Here is a 24,232-nt window from a genome sequence, read left to right on the forward strand (position 1 = left end):
GGCTAAGGCCATTCATTGGGCGAGGGCTTGGGAAACGGCGGCCTGGTCGACGCTGACGGCGTACTGCGTCTGCAACTGCGCCACCAGCTGGTCGAGCAGATCGTCGGACATGCCTTGCGTGAAGGATTTTTGCGCATCGTCGGGTACCGAGCTGGCGTCGGCTCCGGCCGGCTCGAACACTTCGGCGACCTTGAACAGGATCTGGCCGTCGCCGGTGGGCGAGGGGATCAGCCCGGTGCCGCCTTCGCCGACCCCGAACATCGCAGCAGCACCCTCCTTGCCGAAATCGACATCGTCGGCCTCGCGCTTCACGCCGCGCTTGGTCTGCTTTTCAAGCTTCAGTTCGCCGGCGATGACGTCGAGTGTGGTGCCAGCCTTGAGGCGCTTGTCGAGTTCGTCTGCTTTCGCGGTCAGCCGCTTGGTCGTTTCCTCTGTCGTCCAGTCCGCCACCACGCGCTGGCGGACTTCGTCCAGCGTGCGGTCGCGAGCCGGCGTGATCGATGTCAGTTCATAGAACACGAAGCCGTTGTTAGGCGTGGTCAGGGCTTGATTCTCGGTGTTGGGCTCGGCCTCGAACACCGCCTTGATCAGGTCCGGCGATGCCGGCAGGTCCTTGATGATGGTGCCGTCCGGCTTGAGGCCGGTGCGGTCTATGGCCTCGACGGTGACGTCCTTGAGCTTCAGTTTGGCGGCGGCTTCGGCCAGCGTGCTGCCGGCGGCGCGGGTGTCTTCGTAATTGTCGTGCACGTCGAGCAGGATGCGGCTTGCTTCGCCGAGCGCCAGATCCTTTCGGATCTGGTCTGACACTTCCGCCAGCGGCTTCACCGTTTCCGGTTTGATCTCGGTGACGCGCAAAAGCACCGGACCGAACGCGCCCTGGACGACCGGGCTGACTTCGTTGACGGCAAGCGCGAATGCGGCATCGGCGACCGCCTTGTCGGTAATCTTATCCTTGGAGAGCGTGCCGAGCAGCGTGTCGGCCGGGGTCTTGCCCTGCGCGGTGACGATCTTGTCGAAAGTGGCGCCCGTCTTCAGCGAATCGGATGCCGCCTTGGCGGCGTCCGCGGAAGGGAACACCAGCTGTTCGATGGTGCGCATTTCCGGCGTGGTGTAGCGGCCCTTGTTCTTGTTGTAGTCGTCGCTGACCTGCTGGTCGGTCACGGCGCTGACATCCATGATGTCTTCGGGCTCGAGCCGGACATAGGAGAATTTGCGGTATTCTGGCGCCGCGTAGGTTTTCTTGTTGGCCTCGAAATAAGCCTGAAGCACGCTGTCGGATGGCGCCTCGATCGGCTCCACCAACGCCTTTGGCAAGATCAGATAGTCGATGGTGCGGTCTTCGCCGCGATAGAGCGCAACTGCCTTGAAGAAGGTATCCGGAGCCTTGAGCCCGTCCGAAACCGCTTCGACGATCTGCTGGCGCACCGCCACCTGAGCCCGGTTCTTCAGATAATCCTCCGGCCGCATTCCCAGTTCGCGCAGGCGGGATTCGAACAGCCGGCGGTCGAACTGGCCATTCGGGCCCTGGAAGGCGGGTTCCTGCCGCGTCAGTTCGGCCAGCCTGTCCTTGGAGAAGCCAAGCCCGAGCTTGCGCGCCTGTTCGTCAAGGACGGCGCCGGACACCAACTGAGCCAGCACCTGGTTGTCGATGCCATAGGCCTTGGCCTGGTCGCGGCTGATGTGCTGGCCGATCTGCTGCTGCAGCATGGCGATCTGGCGATCATAGGCGAGGCGGTACTCGGTGATCGACACTGTGGTGCTGCCGGCGGTGATCACCGCATGATGGCCAGCCAGGAAGCCGCCCGTCATCCGCGTGGTGACGCCCCAGGCAAGGAAACTCAACACCAGCAGCGACAGCAGGGCTTTCGCGACCCAGGTCCCTGCCGCGCTTCTTAATATACCAAGCATTGTTACTTCCGATTTTTGCGCAGTTTTGCGTGCGCCCGAGTCTGAAACAAGCGCAATAGCGCCCTTCCGGCTCACTGTCGATTGCTTTGTGGCCTGATTTTGATAGGGAGGGCGAGACCCCAATGTCGCCCGGAGAACCAGATCCCCATGACGCCAGGAATTCGACCGCTCGTTGCCGGTAACTGGAAAATGAACGGCACCAGCGCTTCGCTGAACGAGCTCAGGATGATCGGCAACGGCTTCATGAGCGGGCTCGATGCCGAGACCGAAGCATTGGTCTGCGTGCCGGCGACCTTGCTGTCGCGCGCCGTCGAAATTCTGTCGCGCACGCCGGTGCGGGCCGGTGGCGAGGACTGCCACATCAAGGAAAGCGGCGCCTTCACCGGCTGTGTCTCAGCCGAGATGCTGAAGGATGCGGGCGCCAGCCACGTCATTGTCGGCCATTCCGAGTGCCGCGAACAGCGTAGCGAGGACGATGCCATCGTCCTCGCCAAGGCCTCGGCGGCGTGGCGGGCAGGGCTCGTCGCCATCATCTGCATCGGCGAGACCAAGGCGGAGCGTGAAGCGGGCACAGCACTCGACGTGTTGTCGCGGCAGGTCGCCGGCTCGGTGCCACCGAGCGCAACGCCCGCCAACACCGTTATCGCCTACGAGCCGGTATGGGCTATCGGCACCGGCCTGACGCCGACCGCCGAAGACGTGGCGGAGGCGCACGCGCATATCCGCCAAAAACTGGCGGAAGCGCTCGGCGCAGCCGTGGCCGGCAAGATGCGCATCCTCTATGGCGGCTCGGTCAAGGCGTCCAACGCGGTCGAACTGCTGGGCGTCAAAAACGTCGATGGCGCGCTGGTTGGCGGCGCCAGCTTGAAGGCGTCCGACTTTCTCGCCATCGCCGAGGCATACCAGAATATCGCGTAGGCCCCGGAATATCGTTGCCGACCAGTTCCGTCATCGACTTATGAACGCAGCAGTTCGGCGGAAATCGTTGCAAAGGGCGCATTGCTTCCCATATTCCGGCCACGGGCTTGGAAATGCCGTTAAAGCATTGTATGGAGCCGCCTCCAAATCACCGGCCCTGATCGCCAGGGAGCGGCAGGGCTTGCCAGGATAAAATATGGAAACCGTACTGATCGTCATCCACCTCATGGTCGTGCTCGCCCTTGTCGGCGTGGTACTGCTGCAACGCTCCGAAGGCGGTGGTCTCGGCATTGGCGGCGGTTCCGGTTTCATGACCGCGCGTGGCGCCGCCAATGCGCTGACGCGGGCGACGGCGATCCTGGCCGCGGCCTTCTTCGTGACGTCGCTGACACTCTCGATCGTTGCCCGCTATGGCGAAAAACCGATCGACATTCTCGACCGCGTGCCGGCCGACAGCGGCAACGGCGTGCTCAATCAGTTGCCCGGCACGACGGCGCCGACGCCGCCTTCGGGCAACACCGCACCGGCCGCGCCCGCGGCCAACGGCGCCGCCACGACGCCGCCCGCCACCACAGCCCCGGCGACGGCTCCATCTCCGGCGACGCCACCTGCAACCGATTCGGCTGCGCCGCCGGCTACCAATGGCGTTACCTTGCCGGTCACGCCGCAGGTTCCGAACCAGTAGTCGGTAGGGTCGGATGCCGCGATCTGTTGTTGTTTCAACACAGTCGCGGCAAATGGCACACGATCACGAAGATTCGACCGCACCCCGTGCTTGAGGCCCGTACGCCACTTCGATTATAGATTGCCGGCGGCACTTTCTGCGCCCTTGGGGGGCGCCGGGCGACGCCGTGGGCAACAAGCATTGAACGATCGGATCTTCGCCATGCAGCTTCGCAGCTTCATTTTCATGGGGTTTTGTGCCGTATTCGGCATGAGCTCCGCGGCCTTCGCCGGCACTCCGGCAATGACCTCACCGCAGGCGGTTGGCAAAACCGCTGTCATCAACGTCGCCGCCAAGAGCGATGCGGCGCAGCTGAAGCTTCTCAAGAAGAAGAAAAACCCGAGCCCGGACGATCTGGCTCAGATCAGCAAGCTCGAAGACAAGATCGCCGCCGACAGGGATCTCGCCCGCGTCAAGGCGCTCGAGGCCCGCAAGGTGGCAATGCGCGATGCGGCGAAAGCCAGGGCCGATGCCCAGCGCCAGGCGTTCCTGGCCAGCAAGGGCAAGCCGGTGGTGATCGCTGACGCCAAGCCAGGCAAGAAGACCACCAAGATCATCGCTCCGGTTGACCCGATCGCGCCGATCGAGCCGATCGAATCGGCTGAACCGCTTCCGGCCGAAGCGATGAATATCGCGCTGACCGGCAACAATGGCGAATTGCGCAGCGAGGCCCCAGGCCAGAAGCCGACGAGCGGCGGACTGTTCGCCGGCCTGTTCGGCGGCACGTCCTCTGCCTCGTCGATTGCCTATCTCCCCGAAACGCGCGCGCTCGACCAGGCTCTCGCCAAGCGGCAAGCCAAGAAACAGTTCAAGGTGAAGCCGGAATTCGTGCCGCAGGACGTCGAATTCAGCGGCTATGAGCCGGGTACGATCGTCATCGATACCAGCGCGCGCCGCCTCTACCTCGTCGAATCGGCTTTCACCGCCCGCCGCTATGCGATCGCGGTCGGCCGCGAAGGCCTGCAGTTCAAGGGCAAGGTTGCCGTTGGCGACAAGCAGGAATGGCCGCGCTGGATCCCGACGCTCGACATGCAGAAGCGAGAACCCAAGCATTATGGCCAGTACAAGGACGGCATGCCCGGCGGCGGCCAGAACCCGCTCGGCGCCCGCGCCATCTATCTCTACGACGGCAAGAAGGACACGCATCTGCGCATCCACGGCACCATCGCGCCGCAGTCGATCGGAACCAGCGCCTCCAATGGCTGCTTCCGCATGATCAACGAGCACGTCATGGACCTCTACAGCCGCGTCAGGGTCGGCACCAAAGTCGTCATCATCTGACGCTTTCACAAACCTGCCGAAAGGGCCGGCTTTTGCCGGCCCTTTTGTTTTGACCAAAACACCAGTCTCGAACCTCGGGACTATCGCCCCTTCTATGGAAAAAGCCTCAGCGGCGGTTTTTTCTCTGGCGGAATCAATTCGGCCGCGTTAAGCGATGACTCCCATGGCGCGATATGTATTCATCACAGGCGGCGTGGTTTCCTCACTTGGAAAAGGCATCGCTGCAGCGGCCCTTGGGGCTCTCTTGCAGGCGCGAGGCTATCGCGCACGCATCAAAAAGCTCGATCCCTATCTCAATGTCGATCCCGGAACGATGTCGCCTTACCAGCATGGCGAGGTTTTCGTCACCGATGACGGCGCCGAGACGGATCTCGATCTTGGCCATTACGAGCGCTTCACCGGCCGCTCGGCCAACCAGCAGGACAACATCACCACCGGCCGCATCTACAAGAACATCATCGAGCGCGAACGGCGCGGCGACTATCTCGGTGCCACCGTGCAGGTCATTCCGCATGTCACCGATGAGATCAAGAATTTCGTGCTCGACGGCAATGACGACTATGATTTCGTGCTGTGCGAGATCGGCGGCACGGTTGGCGATATCGAGGCGATGCCGTTTCTCGAGGCGATCCGCCAGCTCGGCAACGATCTGCCGCGCAACAACGCCGTCTATGTCCACCTGACCTTGATGCCTTACATCCCCACGGCCGGCGAGTTGAAGACCAAGCCGACCCAGCATTCGGTCAAGGAACTGCGCGGCATCGGCATCGCGCCCGATATCCTGCTGGTCCGCGCCGACCGCGCCATCCCCAAGGAAGAGCGCAGAAAACTGTCGCTGTTCTGCAATGTGCGCGAGAGCGCCGTCATCCAGGCGCTCGACGTGCCCCACATCTATGACGTGCCGATGGCTTACCACAGGGAAGGGCTCGATTCGGAAGTGCTGGCCGCCTTCGGTATCGATCCGGCTCCGAAGCCGCGTATGGAGCCCTGGCAGGCCGTGTCCAACCGCATCCACAATCCGGAGGGCGAGGTGACGATTGCCATCGTCGGCAAATACACCGGCCTCAAGGATGCCTACAAATCGCTGATCGAGGCTTTGTCGCATGGCGGCATGGCCAACCGCGTCAAGGTCAAGCTCGACTGGATCGAGAGCGAGATTTTCGAGAAGGAAGACCCGACGCCGTGGCTGGAAAAGGTGCATGGCATCCTGGTGCCCGGCGGCTTCGGCGAGCGCGGCTCGGAAGGCAAGATCCTGGCGGCGAAATTCGCCCGCGAGCGCAAGGTGCCGTATTTCGGCATCTGCTTCGGCATGCAGATGGCCTGCATCGAGGCAGCGCGCTCGCTGGCCGGCGTCGAACACGCCTCGTCGACCGAATTCGGTCCGACCGACGAGCCGGTCGTCGGCCTGATGACCGAATGGCTGAAAGGCAACATGCTGGAGAAGCGCCGCGAAACGGGCGATCTCGGCGGCACCATGCGGCTTGGCGCCTATCAGGCTGAACTCGCCGAGGGTTCGAAGATCGCCGACATCTATGGCGACACCCAGATTTCCGAGCGCCATCGCCACCGCTACGAGGTCAATATCGACTACAAGGAGCGGCTCGAAGATTGCGGCCTGGTGTTTGCCGGCATGTCGCCCGACGGCGTGCTGCCGGAAACGGTCGAATACCCCGACCATCCCTGGTTCATCGGCGTCCAGTACCATCCGGAGCTGAAGAGCCGGCCGCTTGAGCCGCATCCCCTGTTCGCCAGCTTCATCTCGGCCGCGGTGGACCAGTCGCGACTGGTCTAGGGCCACGGTGAGGTTTCGCAGTTGATGCAGACCTATGTTGCGCTGCTCTACAGCATTATCCTCGGCGAAGGCCGCCGGGTCGTCATGGCCGACCTCAAGGCGATGGCTGAACAGCTTGGGCTGAAGAACCCGCGCACCCTGGTGGCGACCGGCAATCTGGTCTTCGAGACACGGGCGACTGGCATCGCCAAGCTGGAACAGCGGTTGGAAACGGCCTTCGAAAAAACCTTCGGCCGCAATGTCGTCATCATCGTGCGCACTGCCGAGGATTGGCTGAAACTTGCCGCCGGCAACCCATTCCCGGCCGACTCTGCCGAGGCAGGCGATCAGGTGGCCGTGCGGGTGATGCGCGAGCCAGCGCCAGCGGATGGTGTGGCCGCGCTCCAGGCCTATGCCGCCGAGGACGAGAAGGTGGCTTCGGTCGACGGTGACATCTGGGTCGTCTTTTCGCGCCAGCGACCAAGCTCGCGGCTGCTCGCTGCCATGAACCACAAGCGCATGGGCATCGGCACCGCACGCAACTGGAACACGGTGCGGAGGTTGGCTGGGATGGTAGGGAGTAGGGAGTAGGGAGTAGGGAGTAGGGGTTATACTATTCCCTACTGACTACTGACTACTGACTACTGACTACTGACTACTCCCTATCTCTCATTTCACGCCTTCGCCGTCCTTGCCCCTGCGCCAAGGGCGGCGGTGCGAAGGACGTAGTAGATGACCCCTGCAATGCCGACGCCGAAAAACCAGCCATAAACGCCCCACCATGCCGGCAGCAGGTTGGTGAAGTTCGGCAGGACCGAGGAGAAGATGGCGCCGATGCCGGCGGCTATGAAGGCGTTGACGTGCCAGCCGCCCTGGAAGCGGAACTCGCCATCTTCGCGGTACAGTGCCTCGACGTCGACCTCGCCCTTCCGGATCAGATAGTAGTCGACCATCATCACCCCGAAGATCGGCCCCATCGTCGCGCCGATGACGTTGACGAAAGACGCGGCACTGCCTTCCCACGGCGCGAAGGGATAAAGCACCAGCGCGATCACAGCTGCGATATAGCCGCCCTTCTTGAAGTCGATCTGCCGCGGAAAGACGTTGGAGAAGTCGAAGGCCGGCGAGACGAAGTTTGCCACCACATTGATGCCGAGCGTCGCCACGGCAAAAGTCAGGGCTGCAAGCGCTGCCAGGAACCAGCTGTCGAATTTCGCCGAGATCTGGTCGGGATGCAGAAGCACTTCGCCATACACGTCGAAGGCAGCGATGGTGGTCACGCCGGCGACCAGCGAGAACAGGATGAGATTGATCGGCAGGCCCCAGATGTTGCCCTTGCGCAGCGATGCCTTGTCTGGGGCATAGCGGGCGAAATCGCAGAAATTGAGATAGAGCGCCGAGAAATAGGTGACCCAGATCGCCGCCACCGCAAACAGCGACGTCCAGGAGCCAGGGGTTCCGGGTACGCCGGCATCCTTTGTCTTGTCGAGCAGCACATCCATCGGGATGTCGCTGGTGAAGGCAAATCTCCCGGATTTTACACAGAGATAGATCGCCAGGATCAACATCATCACCCACACCGCCGGGCCGGCCCAATCCTGGAAGCGGCGCACCGTTTCCATGCCGTTCTGGATGATCAGCAATTGCAGTGCCCAGATGACCACAAAACAGATCACTTCCAGACCCGTATGGCCGAGGAAATGCGTGTTGGCGTTGAAATCGGCGAACCATTGCGAGCGGATCAGCAACGCCACGATCGCGCCCGATGCCGCCGCCGTCTGCGCGCCGTACCAGAAGCAGGCTACGATGGCGCGCACCAGGGCCGGAATGTTGGCGCCCCAGATGCCGAAGGAGGCGCGCGCCAGCACGGGGTAGGGCACGCCGGTCTTCACGCCGGCATAGCCGACCATGTTCATCAGCGCGTAGATGATCAGCGAACCGATGCCGATGGCGATGATGAAATTGACGAAGCCGCCGCAAAACAGGAACAGGCTTGCGGCGAGATAATAGCCCCAGAGGCTGTGGACGTCCGACGTCCAGACGTTGAAGATAGAGAACGGCCCCCAGTTTCGGACTTTGGCCGGAGCCAGATCCTCATTGTATAGATCAGGTGATGCGCCTTGTATGGTCACTGCGATGTCCTCCCCTTGATGCCGCACGCGCCCTCACGCGTCGACTGCGCAGGTTATGCCTGACGCAGGGGAACCGGCAAGCAATCCATTTGCCGGCTTTGGCCTTAAAGATATTCAATGAGAACAGCGCTTATCGATCGGCTTTTGGCGAAGGTCGGCGCAAACGCGGCGATCTTGATTCGATCCGCAGGGGCAGCGATCAGGACGCTTTGCGGTTGAGGGCCGGTGATGCGTCGAAATTGGCGGCAAGCCAAGCTATCGCGCAGGTGACATCATCGAGCCTGTATTGGGCCACGGTCGGCCCACGCGGCTTGACCCGGATCGAGATGCCGCCGGCCTCGTTGATCGCCTCGAAACCGTTTTCGTCGGCGGTGTCGTCGCCGAGAAAGACCGGCCGCCGTCCGGCAAAGGGCGGGATTGCCATGAAACGCCGCACGGCAGCGCCCTTGGCCGCTTCGAGCGGCATGAGTTCGACGCCGGCGTTGCCCGGGATAACCCGATAGCCCTTGGGAAGCTCGGTCAATGCCTGTTCGGCGAGATGCGTTGCCCTGGCCAGCAGATGCGGCGCCGCACGCGTATGGATGGCGAGGATCGGACCCTTGCGCTCGATATGAACAAGGCCATCATCCAGTTCGGCTTCGATGGCGTCGGCAAGGGCAGCGATATCGGCGGGAGCATCGGCGGTAACGACCGGGCCGTCCGGCGTCAGCCGGTGTTCCAGCCCATAGAGACCGGCAACACGCAGCTTCAACGGATGAAACAGGCGGTCGGCGCCTTCGACCGAGCGGCCGGTGATAAAGGCGACGGCGCCGTCCAGCCGTTTGTCGACGGCGCCTAGGAGGTTGCGCAGTTCGTCGCTCACGGACACGGCGTCGGGGTGCGCGGCGTGCGCCAGCAACGTGCCGTCGATGTCGAGGAAAAGCGCCCATTGTCCTTCCGGCAGGTCGGGTGCGGTTGGCAGGCCCGGTGCTTTCGACAGGCTATTCATGACGCCACCTTCCGCATGCGGTCGAACAGCGAGACGATGTTGCTGCCGGTGTTTGCGGGCCGCTCGGCGACACTTGTCGCTCTTTCGAGGTCGCCGCGTTTGCGCAGGCGCGCCGCATCGAGCAGCATGCTGCCGGCCCAGCGAAAGACATTGTTGTCGCGCACTATTTCGCGCATCGGGCGCATGCGCTCGCGTTGTTCGTCCGGTGACATGGTCAGCGCCTGGAACAGCACCTGGCTCATCATCGCCGCGTCGTAAGGATTTACGATGAGCGCTTCCAGCAGTTCGCGCGACGCGCCGGCAAACGTGCTGAGCAACAGCACGCCCTGTTCGTCGTCACGCGCGGCGACGAATTCCTTGGCTACGAGGTTCATGCCGTCATGCAGGCTGGTGACCATGCAGATGTCGGCGGCGCGATAGATCTCATAGACCTGTTGCTGCGAATGGTGCTCAGCCACCATGACCACGGGCCTGTAGCCGTCATGACCGTAGCGCTGGTTGAGCTCGTTGGCATAACGCAGGCATTCATCGTGCAATTGCTGGTAGGCCGGCAACGTGCCGCGGCTTGGGGCAGCAATCTGCAGGAACACTACCTTGCCGATCCACTCGGGGTGGCGCGTAAACAATTCGTCCAGCGCATGGAAGCGGTCGAGGATGCCCTTGGTGTAGTCCAGGCGCTCGACGCCGACGCACAGCTTGACGTCCGCCGACAGGCCGAACCGCTCACGCAGGCGGGCGCGGCTTTCCTCGACCGGTGGCAGTTTGGCCAGGAGTTCGGCCGGCCATTCGATGGAGATGGGATAGGCGTGCACCAGTGTCGTCCGCCCGCCATACGAGATCGCGGCGTCGGCGCGCTCGATCCGGCTTTCCAGGAACCTGTCTACGCTTTCAGTGAAATTATTGGCATGAAACTGGGTGTGAAACCCGATGATCGAGCTCCCGAGCAGTCCATCAAGAACGCGTTCGCGCCATGGGCAGATGCTGAACACTTCGGAGTTCGGCCACGGGATGTGCCAGAAGGTGATGATGATCGCCTCCGGCAGGCGCTCGCGGATCATGCGCGGCAGGAGCGCGAAATGGTAATCCTGAACCAGCACGATCGGCCGCTCATTGCGAGCCTCGGCAACCACCGTATCGGCGAATTTGCGGTTGACGGCCTCATAGGCCTCCCAGTCAGAGGCACGAAAGACCGGCCGGGTGAAGGCGATGTGGCAGAGCGGCCAAAGCCCTTCATTGGCAAAGCCGAGATAATAGCCCTGATATTCGTCGTCGCTCAGCCACACGCGGCGCAGCGTGTAGGACGGATTGTCCGGCGGCACCTGAACCCGATCGTTGCTGTCGACCGTCAGACGATCCGCTGATCCGCCACCAAAGGCGATCCAGGTGCCGCTGCAGGCGCGGGTGATAGGCTCAAGCGCCGACACCAGGCCGCTGGCCGGCACCAGAAGCTCGACGCCGTCGTCCTTGATGTTGTGGATATAGGGTTCTCGGTTCGAGACGACGATGACCTGCGCGTCCGGCAGGTCGTCGGCAAGTATCTTGCGCAAGGTGTCGGGCGACCAGTTCACCAGCGCCGCGTCGGGAGATTGTCCGTTCTTCTCGAACTCCCGCAAGACCTTGCGCGTCGCTTCCGATGCGACGTCCTCGCCGGCAGTCGGTGCAACCGTCAAGCTATGGCTACGACGTTGCCTGGAGATCGATAACAGAACGGCTAGAATCGAAAGGCCAAGGCTTGCAAGGATCAAGACCCAGAGCAGGGCCATGCCATAATCAGTCATTCCAATTCCAACTCAATTTTGGCCGTCAAGGCCATTTTCTTCATGGTTCGATTTGAGTGTTCGCAGCCGACGATCGCCCGTGAGAACCTGTGTTTTTGCAACGCACAAACCCTGGGATCGGTTCCCGTTGAAAGCCGTTCCGATCATGTCCGCACGATCAGCGGAACCAGCCCTTCATGGCGGTCGGCGAGAAAGGCGACGACGCGGTCGCCGACGCGCTGGAAGGTAAGATCGACCCTCTTTTCGCAGACACCCAGATGCCTGAGCGTCAGCGTATCGATGCCGATCGGCAAACGGGGTCGAGTGACGTGGATTTCGCCGTTCCAGCCGTCGATTTCCAGACCGAGGCACGCTTGCATCAGCATGAAGGCCGAGCCTGCCGACCAGGCTTGCGGCAGGCAGGCGACGGGGTAGGCGATCGGCGCTTCACCCGGCGAGCGGGTAAAGCCGCAGAACAGTTCCGGCAGCCGCATGTTGAAGTGCACGGCGGATTCGAACGTGCCGCTCATCAGCCGCACCACGCTGTCACGCTCGCCGAACCGCGCCAGGCCGGCGCCGCACATCGCCGTGTCATGCGGCCAGATGGAACCATTGTGGTACGACATCGGGTTGAACAGCACAGCATCGTCGGAAAGCGTTCGCACCCCCCAGCCGGAGTGGAAGGAGGCCGAAAGCAACTGGTCGGCGACCATCTTCGCCCGCGCCGGTTCGGGCAGGCCGACATAGAGCAGGTGTCCGGCATTCGACGTGCGCACCTTGCACGGCTCTCCGGCGCCGTCGATCGCCAGCGCATAGAAGCCGAGATCGTCCAGCCAGAAATCACGCTCGACGGCGATCCGCATCTCTTCGGCGCGATTTTCCCAGTGCTCGGCCTGCGCGAACTCGCCCCGGCGGCGGGCGAGAGCGGCAAGGCCCCTGAAGGCGGCGAAGACATAACCCTGCACTTCGACCAGCGCGATCGGCCCCTTGGGAATGCGGCCGTCGGCGTGGAAGACCGAGTCGAAGCTGTCCTTCCAGCCCTGGTTCGCAAGGCCGGATTCGGCAGCGCGCTGATAGGTGACGAAGCCGGTTGCGCGGCTCGCCTCTTCCGTCCACTTGGCGGCGGCGCAGAGAGACGGCCACAGGCTGGCGATGAAGTCCATGTCGCCGGTGCGCTCGGCATAGGCGCAAGCGAGGTGGATGTAGAGCGGCGTGGTATCGACGCCGCCATAGTAGCGGCCGAAGGGTAGCTCCTGCAGCGCCACCATCTCGCCCTTGCGCGTCTCGTGCATGATCTTGCCGGGCTGCGAGTCGCTGAAAGGCGATGTCTCGGTCGCCTGGTGCTGGGCGAGGAAGGCAAGCACGCCGCGCGCCAGGCCGGGGTTGAGCCATAGCATCTGCAGCGCCGAGATGACGCCGTCACGGCCGAAGGCCGTCGAAAACCAGGGGATGCCGGCATAGGGGTAGGGGCCGGTCGACAGCTCGGTGGTCAGCAAGGCGACATCGGCGCGAGCGCGTTCGACCCAATCGTTGAAGACGCGGCCCGAACTGTGCACCGTCGCTCCATGGCGGCGCTTGGCCCGCATGCCGAAACGGGCGCGCGCCGCGGCCGCCCGGAAGCGGTCGCGGTCGGGCGTTTCGGTCAGTTCCGCGCCGACCTCGACGTAAAGCATCTTGCTGCTGCGCTTGGTCACTGCGATGAGGAAATCCGCGCGCTCGGCGCTCAGCTGGTCCGGCGGCTGCGAGAACGAGATCGCAGACACCCGCGCCAGCCCGTCCAGTCCGTCATAGCGCAGCAGCACCGAGGCAGGCTCGATCTCCGCTGCATGCGCCATTCCGCGCTTCGGCCGGGTCGAACCGCGCACCTCGAACATGTCGCGGAAATCGGCGGCAAAATGCAGCGAGACGCGGATTGCCGAATGCTCCTGGCTGTAGTTGGAAAGGGTGATGCGCTCGAACAGCCGGTCCTGCCACAACAGCCTGACGCGCTCGATATGGATGGCGCCCTGGGGGATGTCGCGGCCACCGACGCTTTGCATCGGCAAATTGGTCATATTGCTGGTGAACAGCACATTGTCCTGGCTGAGCGAGGCGCCGAGCAGCGATGTCTGCCGGCCGCCGACGGTGAGCCTGAACTCCGACAGCACCCGGGTGTCGTCACGGAAGAAACCGTCGCCCGCACCCCTGATATCGCCGTAGGCATCGGCCACGGCAAAACAGTCGCCTTGCTTCAGGGCAAACAGCCGGTGCGGCTCGCGCGGCGCGGTTTCGTCCAGGGAGGCAAGGGCCACGGCAGGGTCGAGCTTGCGCTCGTCAAGTTCGGTCATCAGTCACAAATCTCTGTTTCGGGCTCGGAACGTCAGCCGTCGTTCACGATGCTTTCGATTCAGCCGGGGCGCCGATGAGACGCGCATAGGCAGTGAGATAGTCGCGCGCCATCCTGTTGGCGGAGAACCGACTTTCGAAGACGGCGCGCACCTTTCGCCGGTCGAGTTGCAGCAAGGCCGGCACCGCGGCGACAGCGGCATCGAGAGAATCGACGACAAATCCGGTAACGCCATGGTCGATGACTTCCGGCAACGCACCGCAGTTCCAGCCGATGGTTGGCGTACCGCACGCCATCGCCTCGATCGCGGCAAGGCCGAACGGCTCGGGCCAGTCTATCGGAAACAGCAGACCAGCGGCATTGCCGAGGAATTCAGTCTTCTCACCCTCGGCGATCTCGCCGACATAGTCGATGCGGTCGCCATCGATCAAGGGCTCGATCGTCTCATGGAAATAGGCGCGGTCATCGTCGCCGATCTTGGCCGCCAGCTTGAGCTTCATGCCCGAGCGCAAGGCGATGTCGATGGCCCGGTCCGGCCGCTTGTCGCGCGAAAGCCGGCCGAGAAAGGCAAGGTATGGTTCGCCCGCCGCCGTCTCGAAGGTCGGCTTATAGAGACCCGTCGGCAGCCCGTGATGGATGGTGGCCAGCCAATTGGCATTCGCAAGCCCGGTCTTCTGGCTATGCGAGATCGAGATCAGCGGAAAGCGCGGAAAACGCTGATAGGCTGGCGCCAGGTCGACATAATCGAGCCGGCCATGCGGCGTCGTCACCGTCTTGTCCGGCATGGTCTCGAAGAACGAGAAATGCAGGAAATGACTGAGGTGAAAATGAATGATATCAAAGTCGTGGGCTCGGTTCCTCACATCGGCAAGCATCGCAAGATGCGCCGCCGTGTCCGATTTCAGCGGGCGCGGATCGAGGCGTAGCGCGCGTTCGCGTCCTGGTATCAGTCTGGCCGACGTCCGGCTGTCGCCGCTGGCGAACAGCGTCACCTCATGGCCGAGTTCGACCAGCCCTTCGGTCAGATAGGAAACGATGCGCTCGGTGCCGCCATAGAGAAGGGGTGGCACCGATTCGTGCAAAGGGGCGACATGGGCTATGCGCATGGTTTGAACGTGTCCCTCAAGGCAATCACGAGAGCGAAATGCATCAGCCGGCCTAACGTTCCGGACAAAAGCGGGCGTCGGCAACCCAAGCCCACCGGCGCAGATTTTTTTGCAATAAGCGGAACAAACGCGCTATCCGCGAATTTAGTAGGGTTGGTCCGCGCTGCGGCCGACCAGGGAGAGAACAAAATGGACCGCTTGCATTTCTTTACGCCCGTGCGCATTGCGCGCGGGCAGGGACACCCCGTCGAGGAAGTCGATAGCGTTGCCGAAGCGATGGTCTTTTTGCAGAAATGGCCATTGGGACGGCGTGGGCCTGTGTATCAGTGCGCCGTGAATTGCTGCTCCGCGGCCCTGTCGGGCAGAATGTCGGCCGAAGCAGCCAGGAAGGCGTTTACGGGCTTTGCCCGCATCACCCGGCTGCTCGATGATGACATGGCCCTTCCGATGGGCGGCGAAAGCATGGCGGAAGTCCACGCGCTGAGGCGCTAGGCGCCGGTCCAGCCATTTGGCTATTGAACACCCGGGCTTTGGCGGCGCGGGCATCATCTTTTCCGCACCGGAGTATTCCGGCGCGGCCCTTCACCTCATGGACCACACTGTGCTTTCATGCGGCGTTTCGCATGACCGGTGGGTGACGACCATCCACGGGCGGCCCGAACGTGGAGGGGTAGACAATGTCGAGACTGATCCTGGGAACACTCGGCGCTATCGTCATCGCCCTCATCTGGGCGGTCTTTGCCAGTTTGATGGGCGCGCCATCGATCGTGATCACGGTCGGCGCGGTCGCCATTGGGGCCGGCGTCTACACCTACGTCGACCGACGCTCGACTTGACGCGTCCCCGGTCTGCCGCGCGCTCGACCAATTGCACGCCGGTGTTTGACGCGCGCGGCAGTCGCGGCGGGCATTCTTCAAAGATGAGCTTGCTGGCCGCATAGAGAGCCAAGGCGCAGACAGGGCGCCACACGTCGGACCGGGCTCCGCGAGAACTTGGGAGAGATCGTCAAAGATCTTTCAATCCGGCCAATGTAGATCGAAACGGCGAATCTGTGGATTTCCGGTGGAACATCGTCGCCTCGAAACACTTCGGGCGTTGCACTGCCCCATCAGTGCACGTTCCCTTGTTCTGTTGGAACTGGCCGGCTGCCGAAAGGTGGCCGGCTTTTTTGTATATTAGCGGAACCTGAAATTACGGGGCTTGTTCTGCATGCGGCAGCGAGCCCTCGCTGCTGGTCGAGGGCCGTAACCCTTGGCCGGGCCCGCATCGCTCCGCCAGTGGTGCGGGCCCACGGCCTCCGGTTTTTCCGGGCGTCTCGACTCGCTGATCCTCACCCTGGTCCGGCTAATGCATGTCACTCAAAAAAAGGCTCGGTTGTGAGACAATGACATGCACACGCGGCGCGCTTTAGCACAATCATTCACAAAGCCGTGGGTTCAACTGTTGCTACCCTTCTTGGCTGGATTGTGCGAATGATGACTGTCCTTTTCACCACCACCCCCTGAAACTCGGCTTTTGGATCGACGGTCTTCATCCGCCGGGGGGTTGTTGACCTGCAGGGGTTTTCTGGCGTTCTCGTGCGATGCGCCTGGCCCGCCCTGCCGGATCGTGTTCGGGTGTTTCTTCGATGTGGACATGATCACCGATCCTGCTGACGGCCCTGATGAGTGGTGTTGACCTTGGTGTTGGCTTGCTGCCCTTGGCGCTCCGGATCCGGCGCTCCGTGAGTGCCGTGCTGGGCATCATCGTGGCTAATCTGTCGCCCTTCTCCTCGACCCTTCTGGCTCTGGTTCTCAGGCGGCACGGGCGGCATTTTGCTCGACATCTGCATCTCCTTGGGTTGGTCTCGTGACTCCAAACCGTGATCGTGGGGGGAAGTTCCGTCTGCTTCATCAGCACCTGTGCTTTTCGGTGCCGACGGTGACTCCCAACAGCGGCCCGCGTTGCTGGTCGAGGACAGGCAATCTCTGGGCGGGCCGCGTCGCCCGCCAGTGGTGCGGGCCTGCAATATAAATCCTAAGCTAGTTTATTGCGAGCTTCCGGCGACTTGCGTAGCGGGCCACAGTGGCTTTCAGGAGAGCAGCGTGTTGTATCCGGTCGATTTGGAGCGACCGAAATACAGTGCTTGACCACGTTGCTGACATGATCGGTGACGAGCGCGGTGTCGCGCCTGGATCGCGGCAGCAGCCTCTGGTCCGATCTGCCCGCAGCTGGTGGCAGCTAAAACGACGTCAAAAGACCTAAGTCTCTTTGATCGCCCTCGCTGCTCGCACGAGCGATGACCAGTCAGCTCCCATGGCTGCGACAAGGTCTCGAGCATCTTCGTCTGATATTCCGGTACGGTCTACGAGCTTCCGTGCCAGCAATTCGAATGCCAATTCTATGATCGTCATAGCTCAGCCCTTACGAGAGTGCCCGTGATGATAGCTTGCAAATGGGTCTTCCGCATTTGCACATGTTAAGCGACCATCACGAATGTCTCATGTACCGCAGAATGTCTGCAGGACGCGCTCATCCGGGCGTGGCGGCTCAGCAAAGCGTTCCATTCCCGGCTGCTCATCGAAGGGACGGCTGACGACCGCCAGGATCTCCTCGAACGGTCTAAAGTCGCCGCCCAACGCCGCCTGGATCATCGCCTCGATGCGATGATTGCGGGGGATGAATTTGGGATTGACCGATTGCATGGCAGAACGGCGCGTGGCCGTGTCGGCTGCTTCGCTTGCAATGCGCTGGCGCCACCGCGCCGACCAGGCATCGAATGAGCTTGGATCCTTAAACAACTGCCGCGCCGTGCCTTGGCCGTCCGCAGCGTCGAGGTCATCGCCCACGCGCCGAAAGCCGAGCGTAAAGTCCGCTTCGCCGTGAGCCAGCACGTCCAGAAAGTCGGCAGCGAGCTGCAAGTCGCCTTCCGCTTCGGTCAGCAGTCCGAGTTTTGTGCGGAAGCCGCGCTGCAACACAGCCCCATAGGAGGCCTGGAACGACCTCAGCACCTCTTCCGCTTCAGACACTGCTTCATTCTCGTCCGTGCTCATGAGCGGCAGCAGGGTCTCGGCAAAGCGCGCAAGGTTCCATGTGGCGACACGAGGCTGGTTGGCATAGGCATAGCGACCGGCGCGGTCTATCGAACTGAACACCGCGCTGGGGTCGTAAGCGTCCATGAAGGCGCATGGGCCATAGTCGATCGTCTCGCCCGAGATCGACATGTTGTCGGTGTTCATGACGCCATGGATGAAGCCGACCAGCATCCAGCGCGCCACCAGATCCGCCTGTGCGGCGACAACGGCCTCCAGCAAAGCCCGGTACGGCCGTGCTTCCCCCGCCAGCTGTGGGAAGTGACGCTGAATGGCATAGTCGGCCAATATCTTGAGCGCCTCGGTGTCGTGGCGCGCGGCGAAATATTGGAACGTGCCGATCCTGATATGGCTTGCCGCCACCCGTGTCAGGACGGCGCCGGGCAGCCGGACCTCGCGATAGACCGCGTCGCCGGTGAGCACCGCCGCAAGGCTTCGCGTCGTCGGAATGCCGAGCGCCGCCATCGCTTCGCTGACGACATATTCGCGCAGGACAGGGCCGAGTGCGGCGCGGCCGTCACCGTTGCGCGAGAACCGCGTTGGTCCCGATCCTTTCAGCTGGATGTCACGGCGAACGCCGTTGACGTCCACCACTTCGCCAAGCAGCAGGGCGCGCCCGTCGCCGAGCTGAGGCACGAAGCTTCCGAACTGGTGGCCCGCATAAGCCAGAGCGATTGCCTGCAAGCCTTCCGGAAATTTGTTGCCGGCCAGCATCGCCACTCCATCCGGGCTGGTAAGCAGGTCGGCATCGAGCCCGAGTTCCTCGGCGAGGGGCCGGTTGAACCGGATCAGCCGCGGTTCGGATACCGGCTTCGGATGTGTTTGCGCGAAGAAGCGCTCCGGCAGTTGCGCATAGCTGTTGCTCAGGGCAGGAAGCCCCATCTGAATGACCGGGGTTTGTTCAGCAGTCGCAGGTGACGTCATGACGAGCTGTCTCTGAAGAGGAGGGGTTCAACAGATCCCGTTTCGAGGAGCCTGTGTTCATTTGTTCATATAGGGACGCAACGTCGTTGGTGCCATCCGGATCCATCAGGCCGGCACCGGATACAAGCTGGGAACCACCCGCCTCAACTATCGAGGTTCGGGCTGCCGTGGGACGACGGGCCGTGGCGGAATCCAGAGCTGACCCCCGCATCGCCACTGTCTCCGAACTGGGCACCCGGCAATCTAGTCAGTGCGGGCGTGCAATGCCGGGGCGGCGTCTGCCTTGGTTGGCAGCGGCTCTCTCGGGGCCGCTCCCGGCGACGATGTCGAACCCGGTTCGACTCGCTCCTCGGCGATGAGCCGGGCGCCACGCTCATAGGTCAGGTAGCGCCAGAGCCACTGGATCGAGACCTGAACGCGGTGCTGAAAACCGACGAGCAGGTAGACATGGATGAGCGCCCAGGCACACCAGGCGAACCAGCCTTTCAGTTTCAGCCTGCCCGATTCGAACACGGCAGCGTGGCGGCCGACAATGGCCGTGTTGCCTCGATTGCTGAAGACAAAAGCGGGCAGCGTATCGCCAGCATCTATCCGGCGTGCCAGTGCCTTGCCGAGGTGCTCGCCCTGCTGCTTGGCGACTTGGGCAAGACCCGGCAATGGCTGGCCGTTCCCATCGACGACCAGTGCGACGTCGCCAAGCGCGAAGACATCGGGATGGCCGACGACCTGCAGGTCGGATTCGACCTTCACCCGACCGCCGCGGTCGAGCCCGACACCAAGCTGGGCGACCAGCGGAGAAGCCGCCACCCCGGCGGCCCAGAGCGTCAAGGCCACCGGGATCACCTGGCCGCCGACGGTGATCTGATGCGCTTCGATCGCCTCGACCCGGTTGCCGAGCGCGACCTCGACGCCCAGGCTTTCAAGGCGCAGACGTGCATATCTGGAAAGCTCCGGGGCGAATCCGGCGAGCAGACGCTCGCCGGCTTCTACCAGTATGATCCTTGTCTTCTCGGGCCGGATGTTGCGGAAGTCGCGCGCCAGTGTGTGCCGGCTGAGTTCGGCGATCGAGCCCGCCAGTTCGACACCGGTCGGGCCGCCGCCGATAATGGCGATCGTCATCAGCCGGGATTGCTCGACTGGATCGGTGGTCCGTTCCGCGTGCTCGAACGATAGCAGCAGCCGTGACCGGATCGTGCGCGCGTCCTCGATGGTCTTCAAACCGGGACAAACCCGAGCCCAGCTCTCCTGGCCGAAATAGAATGGCTGCGAACCAGTGGCCAAGACCAGGATGTCGTAGGGGACCGTGGTCCCATCGGCCAGCACCAGTATCCTGGCCTCGGTGCCGATCTCGGTGACATCGCCGAAGAGGACCTGAACCGAGGGATAGCGGCCCAGGATCTTGCGGATGGGCTCGGCGATATCAGGCGCCGACAAGGCGGCGGTTGCAACCTGATAGAGCAAGGGCTGGAACAGGTGGTGATTGTGGCGGTCGATGATCGTCACCCCGATTTCCGCCTTGCCAAGCGCCTTGGCAACCTCCAGGCCGGCAAAGCCTCCGCCGACCACGACGATGCGCGGTGTTAGGCTCCGGCCGTGGCTGCTCTCGGTGGCGAACTGCATGCTTGATACTCCCCTATCCCTGTCCGGAAGTCATAGCCTGGCAGGAGTGCCTCGCTGCTGGCTGGAGCTACTGCTCATTCCGGCGGCATCGGTCCAGGCGAGGCATCCGGCAATGACAGGCGTCGTGCTGACCACAAGGGCGCCGCGCGCGTGAAGGGATACCAACCCGCGCCATGAGACGCGGTCGACCGCCCAGATGGTGCCGCTGGCGTCGACCCATTTGAGATGGGCGTCGGCGACTTCAACGGCCCGCATCATCGCCGCCGGTTCCATCCCGGCCCGAAAGACGATGATGGAATTGGCGGCACCGTTGAAGAACGGGCCGGCGCCGGCTGCCAATCCCGCGAGCAGGACGATGCTGGTCAGCGCTGCCGAAGCACCGCGTGCCGGTCCGCCGCGGTTGGGCAGCACCAGCACCAACACCAGCGGCACGATGCCGAAGATGACCAGCCACGCGATATCCCAGGCGAGCGGCAAGTCGCTGTTCATCTTGATCCGGTGCAGACCCAGCAGCCAGTGAAACACGACAGCATCGACGACATGCCAGACGCCGAACCCTGCGAAGGCGAGCCGCAGGATCTCCGTGGTGGTCCCGGGCCGCGCGCCCGCCGCCCTCGCGGCCACCAGCAGCACCGTGCCGGCGACGGCGAGCACATACATGAAAAGATGGAAGAGGCCGTCGGCCATGATCTGGAAGCGCAGGTCGGAACCCGCCGGATCGGCGACGCCCGAGAGAAGATGATGCCATTGCAGGATCTGATGCAGGACGATGCCGTCGAAGAAACCGCCGAGCGCGAAGCCGAGCAGCAGCCAGCCGGCTCGCGTCCTCGGGTCGAGTGTCGCGGTGATCGCGTCCATGTCAGGACCACCGGCTCCAGGCCGGGGCGTTCAGTTGCCTGGGCACCGACATGTCCGGCGGCGTGGGGTCATGGAGACCATGACGCGCCTCGAGCCAGAAGGCGGATATCAGCCCACCAACCACCGTCGTCAGAACCAGGGTCGCAGCAATTATCGCCAGCATGGACGTCGATCCTCAGCCGCGCAGGGTCGGCCGCGCGGAACCTAACCGCGGCTTCCGTGGAATGTTCCTACCGCCGGTTCGGTGGAGGGAACAATCAAGTTCCAGCACGGTTCGATGCTGGCGACGGACGGCTCAAGCGGAGAAGGTCATGAACGAATATACGGCGGCAGATCCGGACGGTCTCGACAGCCACCAGCCGACCGGCATCACCCGATGGCTGTTTTCGACCAACCACAAGGACATCGGCACACTCTATCTGGTCTTCGCTTTCATCGCGGGGGTGATCGGCATGCTCTTGTCGGTGAGCATGCGAATCGAGCTGCAGCAACCCGGGATCCAGTTTTTCCCCGGACTGGCGTCGATGATCTACGGTTACCAGGGCGACGCGGCGATCGACGCCGGCAAGCAGCTTTACAACGTCTTCACCACGGCCCACGCGCTGATCATGATCTTCTACACTGTGATGCCAGCCCTGATCGGCGGCTTCGCCAACTGGATGGTTCCGATCATGATCGGCGCCCCCGACATGGCCTTCCCGCGCATGAACAACATCTCGTTCTGGCTGCTGCCGCCGGCATTGATGTTGCTTTTATTGTCGATCTTCATGCCCAGCGTCCCCGGCGGCTATGGCCCTGGGACCGGCTGGTTCCTGTACCCGCCGCTGTCGACCTCCGGCCATCCCGGTCCCGCCGTGGATCTGGTCATCCTGTCTCTGCACATTGCGGGCGCCTCCTCGATCCTGGGAGCCATCAACTTCATCACCACCATCTTCAACATGCGCGCGCCGGGGATGACCCTGCACAAGATGCCCCTGTTTGTGTGGTCGATCCTCATCACCGCCTTCCTGCTGCTGCTGGCTCTGCCGGTGCTGGCCGGCGCCATCACCATGCTCCTGACCGATCGCAATTTCGGAACCACGTTCTTCGCGCCGGACGGCGGAGGCGACCCGCTGCTGTACCAGCATCTCTTCTGGTTCTTCGGCCACCCGGAAGTCTACATCATGATCCTGCCGGCGTTCGGCATCGTCAGCCAGGTGATCTCGACCTTCTCGCGAAAGCCGATCTTCGGGTATCTCGGGATGGTCTACGCAATCGTGGCGATCGGGGTGATCGGCTTCGTCGTCTGGGCCCACCATATGTACACCAGCGGGATAGGCCTCGACACGCAGCGCTACTTCACCTTCGCCACGATGGTGATCGCAGTGCCGACCGGGATAAAAGTGTTCTCCTGGATTGCAACCATGTGGGGCGGTTCGGTCGGCCTGCGGACGCCGATGCTCTGGGCCCTCGGCTTCATATTCCTGTTCACCGTAGGCGGGGTGACGGGCGTTCAACTCGCAAATGCCGGCCTCGACCGTGAACTGCACGACACATACTTCGTCGTCGCGCATTTCCACTACATACTTTCACTGGGAGCGATCTTCGGCATCTTCGCGGGCTGGTATTACTGGTTTCCGAAAATGACGGGATATCTTTACAATCCGCTTCTGGCTGGGGTCCATTTCTGGACGACCTTCGTCGGCGTGAACCTCGTCTTCTTCCCCCATCACTTCCTTGGATTGGCGGGCATGCCGCGTCGCTATGTCGACTATCCCGACGCATTCGCCGGCTGGAACATGGTGTCCTCTTATGGATCGTACATGTCGGCCGCGAGTGTCGTGATTTTCCTCTTCGGCATCTTGGAAGCTTTCTACCGGCGAAGAGCCGCCGGCATGAACCCGTGGGGGCCAGGAGCTACCACATTGGAGTGGGAGTTGACCTCTCCACCCCCATTCCATCAATGGGACAGGCTGCCGCAAATCAGATGAGGCCGGGTTGTCCAACTCCTTTGCGCAAGCCAGCCCGGTTCCCCGCTGAGGGCGAACTTCAGCCTGCCGGTGGCAGACGCTGGCTGCAGTTGAGAACCGGATCGCTATCTGAAGCTGATTAACAGCACAGCGAACAAGCTTGCGAGCGCGACTGCCCAGCAGAACAACCAATTTGCGATCAGAAGAAGCGATTTGAGCACGGTGGCATGGCAGTAATCTTCGATAATCGATTGCATTCCAAGCCGCATGTGAACGCAGCTTACGAGAATGAAGCCAATAAGGGCTGGCGCGACATAGATCGATCCTACGACGCTGAGGACGGCGTCTCGAGGCTCACCGACCAGCATTATAACGACCGCGACGATGTAAATGACAAGGATCAACAGGGCAGCAGATGTCAGCCGCTCCAGCATGAACGTTTCGGTTCCGTGTTTCGCCGATCCAAGGCCCCGCACTCGAGCTAGCGGAGTTCTGATTGAGGGTCTGTCAGCCATGGCGTTTCCCCAAAATTACTTGGTTGCCTTGCGCGCAACTCAAGCTGTTGCTGTTTCGATGCCCGGGCCGCCGGTGCCGACGGATAATGGGCAAGCACGGTCTCCAGTCGAGCAAGGCGGGCTTTGTGGGCGTTCAGTTCGTATCCTGAACGCCATCCAATTTGCCTGGGTCTGCCATCTCTGCATAACTCGCTTTCAAGCAGCGAGATACGAAGGCGGACCGCGTCGATCTCCTTGACAAGCGCGGCCTTCACCGATTTTCGACTCTGCATGGCTGTAGTTCCGGTGCAAGGATGGTTCCAAACCTGACGCGTCTGGAAATGTTCCCGGGTGCCGAAGGCGTGCTGAAGATTAATGCCTCAGTGCTGGACCCGCACAATGGGT

20 protein-coding genes are annotated in these 24,232 nt (G+C 62.5%); 8 read left to right on the forward strand and 12 right to left on the reverse strand.

What is annotated here, in order from left to right; translation table 11 throughout:
• Nucleotides 1-12 precede the first annotated feature (12 nt).
• On the reverse strand, nt 13-1,908 hold the full coding sequence (locus AC3CCE_RS18445) for a peptidylprolyl isomerase (RefSeq protein ID WP_352513699.1): 1,896 nt from the start codon (nt 1,906-1,908) through the stop codon (nt 13-15).
• Between the two features lie 147 nt (nt 1,909-2,055).
• On the opposite strand from AC3CCE_RS18445, the gene tpiA reads away from it, so the two are divergent.
• The 5 genes from tpiA to AC3CCE_RS18470 all read left to right on the forward strand — a co-directional run bounded on the left by tpiA (nt 2,056) and on the right by AC3CCE_RS18470 (nt 7,193).
• A complete protein-coding gene (gene tpiA / locus AC3CCE_RS18450; RefSeq protein WP_023671052.1) occupies nt 2,056-2,826 on the forward strand; it encodes a triose-phosphate isomerase in 771 nt (256 codons plus the stop codon).
• Nucleotides 2,827-3,022: 196 nt separating this feature from the next.
• Nucleotides 3,023-3,511, forward strand: coding sequence for a preprotein translocase subunit SecG (gene secG / locus AC3CCE_RS18455; protein WP_023724397.1), 489 nt, complete (start codon nt 3,023-3,025; stop codon nt 3,509-3,511).
• Between the two features lie 201 nt (nt 3,512-3,712).
• Complete coding sequence (locus tag AC3CCE_RS18460) at nt 3,713-4,831, forward strand: L,D-transpeptidase (RefSeq protein ID WP_352626154.1); 1,119 nt, start codon at nt 3,713-3,715, stop codon at nt 4,829-4,831.
• A gap of 154 nt (nt 4,832-4,985) precedes the next feature.
• Nucleotides 4,986-6,623, forward strand: a complete 1,638-nt coding sequence (gene pyrG, locus AC3CCE_RS18465) for a CTP synthase (protein ID WP_084014310.1) — start codon at nt 4,986-4,988, stop codon at nt 6,621-6,623.
• 24 nt (nt 6,624-6,647) lie between these two features.
• The gene (locus AC3CCE_RS18470; protein ID WP_352626155.1) at nt 6,648-7,193 is read left to right on the forward strand and encodes a DUF1697 domain-containing protein; all 546 of its coding nucleotides are present in this window, start codon (nt 6,648-6,650) and stop codon (nt 7,191-7,193) included.
• An 83-nt stretch (nt 7,194-7,276) separates the two neighbouring features.
• On the opposite strand, the gene AC3CCE_RS18475 is transcribed toward AC3CCE_RS18470, so the two are convergent.
• The 5 genes from AC3CCE_RS18475 to AC3CCE_RS18495 form a co-directional block, all read right to left on the reverse strand.
• Nucleotides 7,277-8,734: an NCS1 family nucleobase:cation symporter-1 gene (locus tag AC3CCE_RS18475; protein WP_023688556.1), complete on the reverse strand. Its 1,458-nt coding sequence runs from the start codon at nt 8,732-8,734 to the stop codon at nt 7,277-7,279.
• 199 nt (nt 8,735-8,933) lie between these two features.
• The gene (gene otsB / locus AC3CCE_RS18480; protein ID WP_032998676.1) at nt 8,934-9,722 is read right to left on the reverse strand and encodes a trehalose-phosphatase; all 789 of its coding nucleotides are present in this window, start codon (nt 9,720-9,722) and stop codon (nt 8,934-8,936) included.
• Nucleotides 9,719-11,500 carry an alpha,alpha-trehalose-phosphate synthase (UDP-forming) gene (locus AC3CCE_RS18485; protein WP_352513696.1) on the reverse strand — a complete coding sequence of 594 codons (1,782 nt, stop codon included), beginning with the start codon at nt 11,498-11,500 and terminating at the stop codon, nt 9,719-9,721. Before AC3CCE_RS18485 ends, otsB begins: the two co-directional genes overlap by 4 nt.
• 143 nt (nt 11,501-11,643) lie before the next feature.
• A complete protein-coding gene (locus AC3CCE_RS18490; protein ID WP_352626156.1) occupies nt 11,644-13,806 on the reverse strand; it encodes an amylo-alpha-1,6-glucosidase in 2,163 nt (720 codons plus the stop codon).
• A gap of 43 nt (nt 13,807-13,849) precedes the next feature.
• Nucleotides 13,850-14,911 carry a glycosyltransferase family 4 protein gene (locus tag AC3CCE_RS18495; RefSeq protein ID WP_352626157.1) on the reverse strand — a complete coding sequence of 354 codons (1,062 nt, stop codon included), beginning with the start codon at nt 14,909-14,911 and terminating at the stop codon, nt 13,850-13,852.
• Here AC3CCE_RS18495 and AC3CCE_RS18500 point away from each other — a divergent pair.
• Both AC3CCE_RS18500 and AC3CCE_RS18505 read left to right on the forward strand, forming a co-directional pair.
• On the forward strand, nt 14,897-15,403 hold the full coding sequence (locus AC3CCE_RS18500; protein ID WP_488377175.1) for a DUF982 domain-containing protein: 507 nt from the start codon (nt 14,897-14,899) through the stop codon (nt 15,401-15,403). The two genes, AC3CCE_RS18495 and AC3CCE_RS18500, sit on opposite strands and share 15 nt — an antisense overlap.
• 185 nt (nt 15,404-15,588) lie before the next feature.
• The gene (locus AC3CCE_RS18505) at nt 15,589-15,747 is read left to right on the forward strand and encodes a hypothetical protein (RefSeq protein ID WP_352626158.1); all 159 of its coding nucleotides are present in this window, start codon (nt 15,589-15,591) and stop codon (nt 15,745-15,747) included.
• 600 nt (nt 15,748-16,347) lie between these two features.
• Here AC3CCE_RS18505 and AC3CCE_RS18510 read toward each other — a convergent pair.
• The 5 genes from AC3CCE_RS18510 to AC3CCE_RS18530 all read right to left on the reverse strand — a co-directional run bounded on the left by AC3CCE_RS18510 (nt 16,348) and on the right by AC3CCE_RS18530 (nt 21,384).
• A complete protein-coding gene (locus tag AC3CCE_RS18510) occupies nt 16,348-16,548 on the reverse strand; it encodes a hypothetical protein (RefSeq protein ID WP_352626159.1) in 201 nt (66 codons plus the stop codon).
• Between the two features lie 2 nt (nt 16,549-16,550).
• Nucleotides 16,551-16,736, reverse strand: coding sequence for a hypothetical protein (locus tag AC3CCE_RS18515; protein WP_023682450.1), 186 nt, complete (start codon nt 16,734-16,736; stop codon nt 16,551-16,553).
• A 655-nt stretch (nt 16,737-17,391) separates the two neighbouring features.
• Nucleotides 17,392-18,864 (reverse strand): protein adenylyltransferase SelO, encoded by a 1,473-nt coding sequence (locus AC3CCE_RS18520; protein ID WP_352626160.1) that lies wholly within the window; start codon nt 18,862-18,864, stop codon nt 17,392-17,394.
• Between the two features lie 285 nt (nt 18,865-19,149).
• Nucleotides 19,150-20,526: an NAD(P)/FAD-dependent oxidoreductase gene (locus AC3CCE_RS18525; protein WP_352626161.1), complete on the reverse strand. Its 1,377-nt coding sequence runs from the start codon at nt 20,524-20,526 to the stop codon at nt 19,150-19,152.
• A gap of 30 nt (nt 20,527-20,556) precedes the next feature.
• Nucleotides 20,557-21,384 carry a DUF2243 domain-containing protein gene (locus tag AC3CCE_RS18530; RefSeq protein WP_023738736.1) on the reverse strand — a complete coding sequence of 276 codons (828 nt, stop codon included), beginning with the start codon at nt 21,382-21,384 and terminating at the stop codon, nt 20,557-20,559.
• Nucleotides 21,385-21,695: 311 nt separating this feature from the next.
• Here AC3CCE_RS18530 and ctaD point away from each other — a divergent pair, with 311 nt between their 5' ends.
• Complete coding sequence (ctaD, locus tag AC3CCE_RS18535) at nt 21,696-23,354, forward strand: cytochrome c oxidase subunit I (protein WP_352626162.1); 1,659 nt, start codon at nt 21,696-21,698, stop codon at nt 23,352-23,354.
• Nucleotides 23,355-23,458: 104 nt separating this feature from the next.
• Here the strand turns inward: ctaD and sdhD are convergent, their stop codons facing one another.
• The gene (sdhD, locus tag AC3CCE_RS18540) at nt 23,459-23,848 is read right to left on the reverse strand and encodes a succinate dehydrogenase, hydrophobic membrane anchor protein (RefSeq protein ID WP_027050929.1); all 390 of its coding nucleotides are present in this window, start codon (nt 23,846-23,848) and stop codon (nt 23,459-23,461) included.
• Nucleotides 23,849-24,232: the final 384 nt, after the last annotated feature.

Source organism: Mesorhizobium sp. P160187, assembly GCF_057766425.1.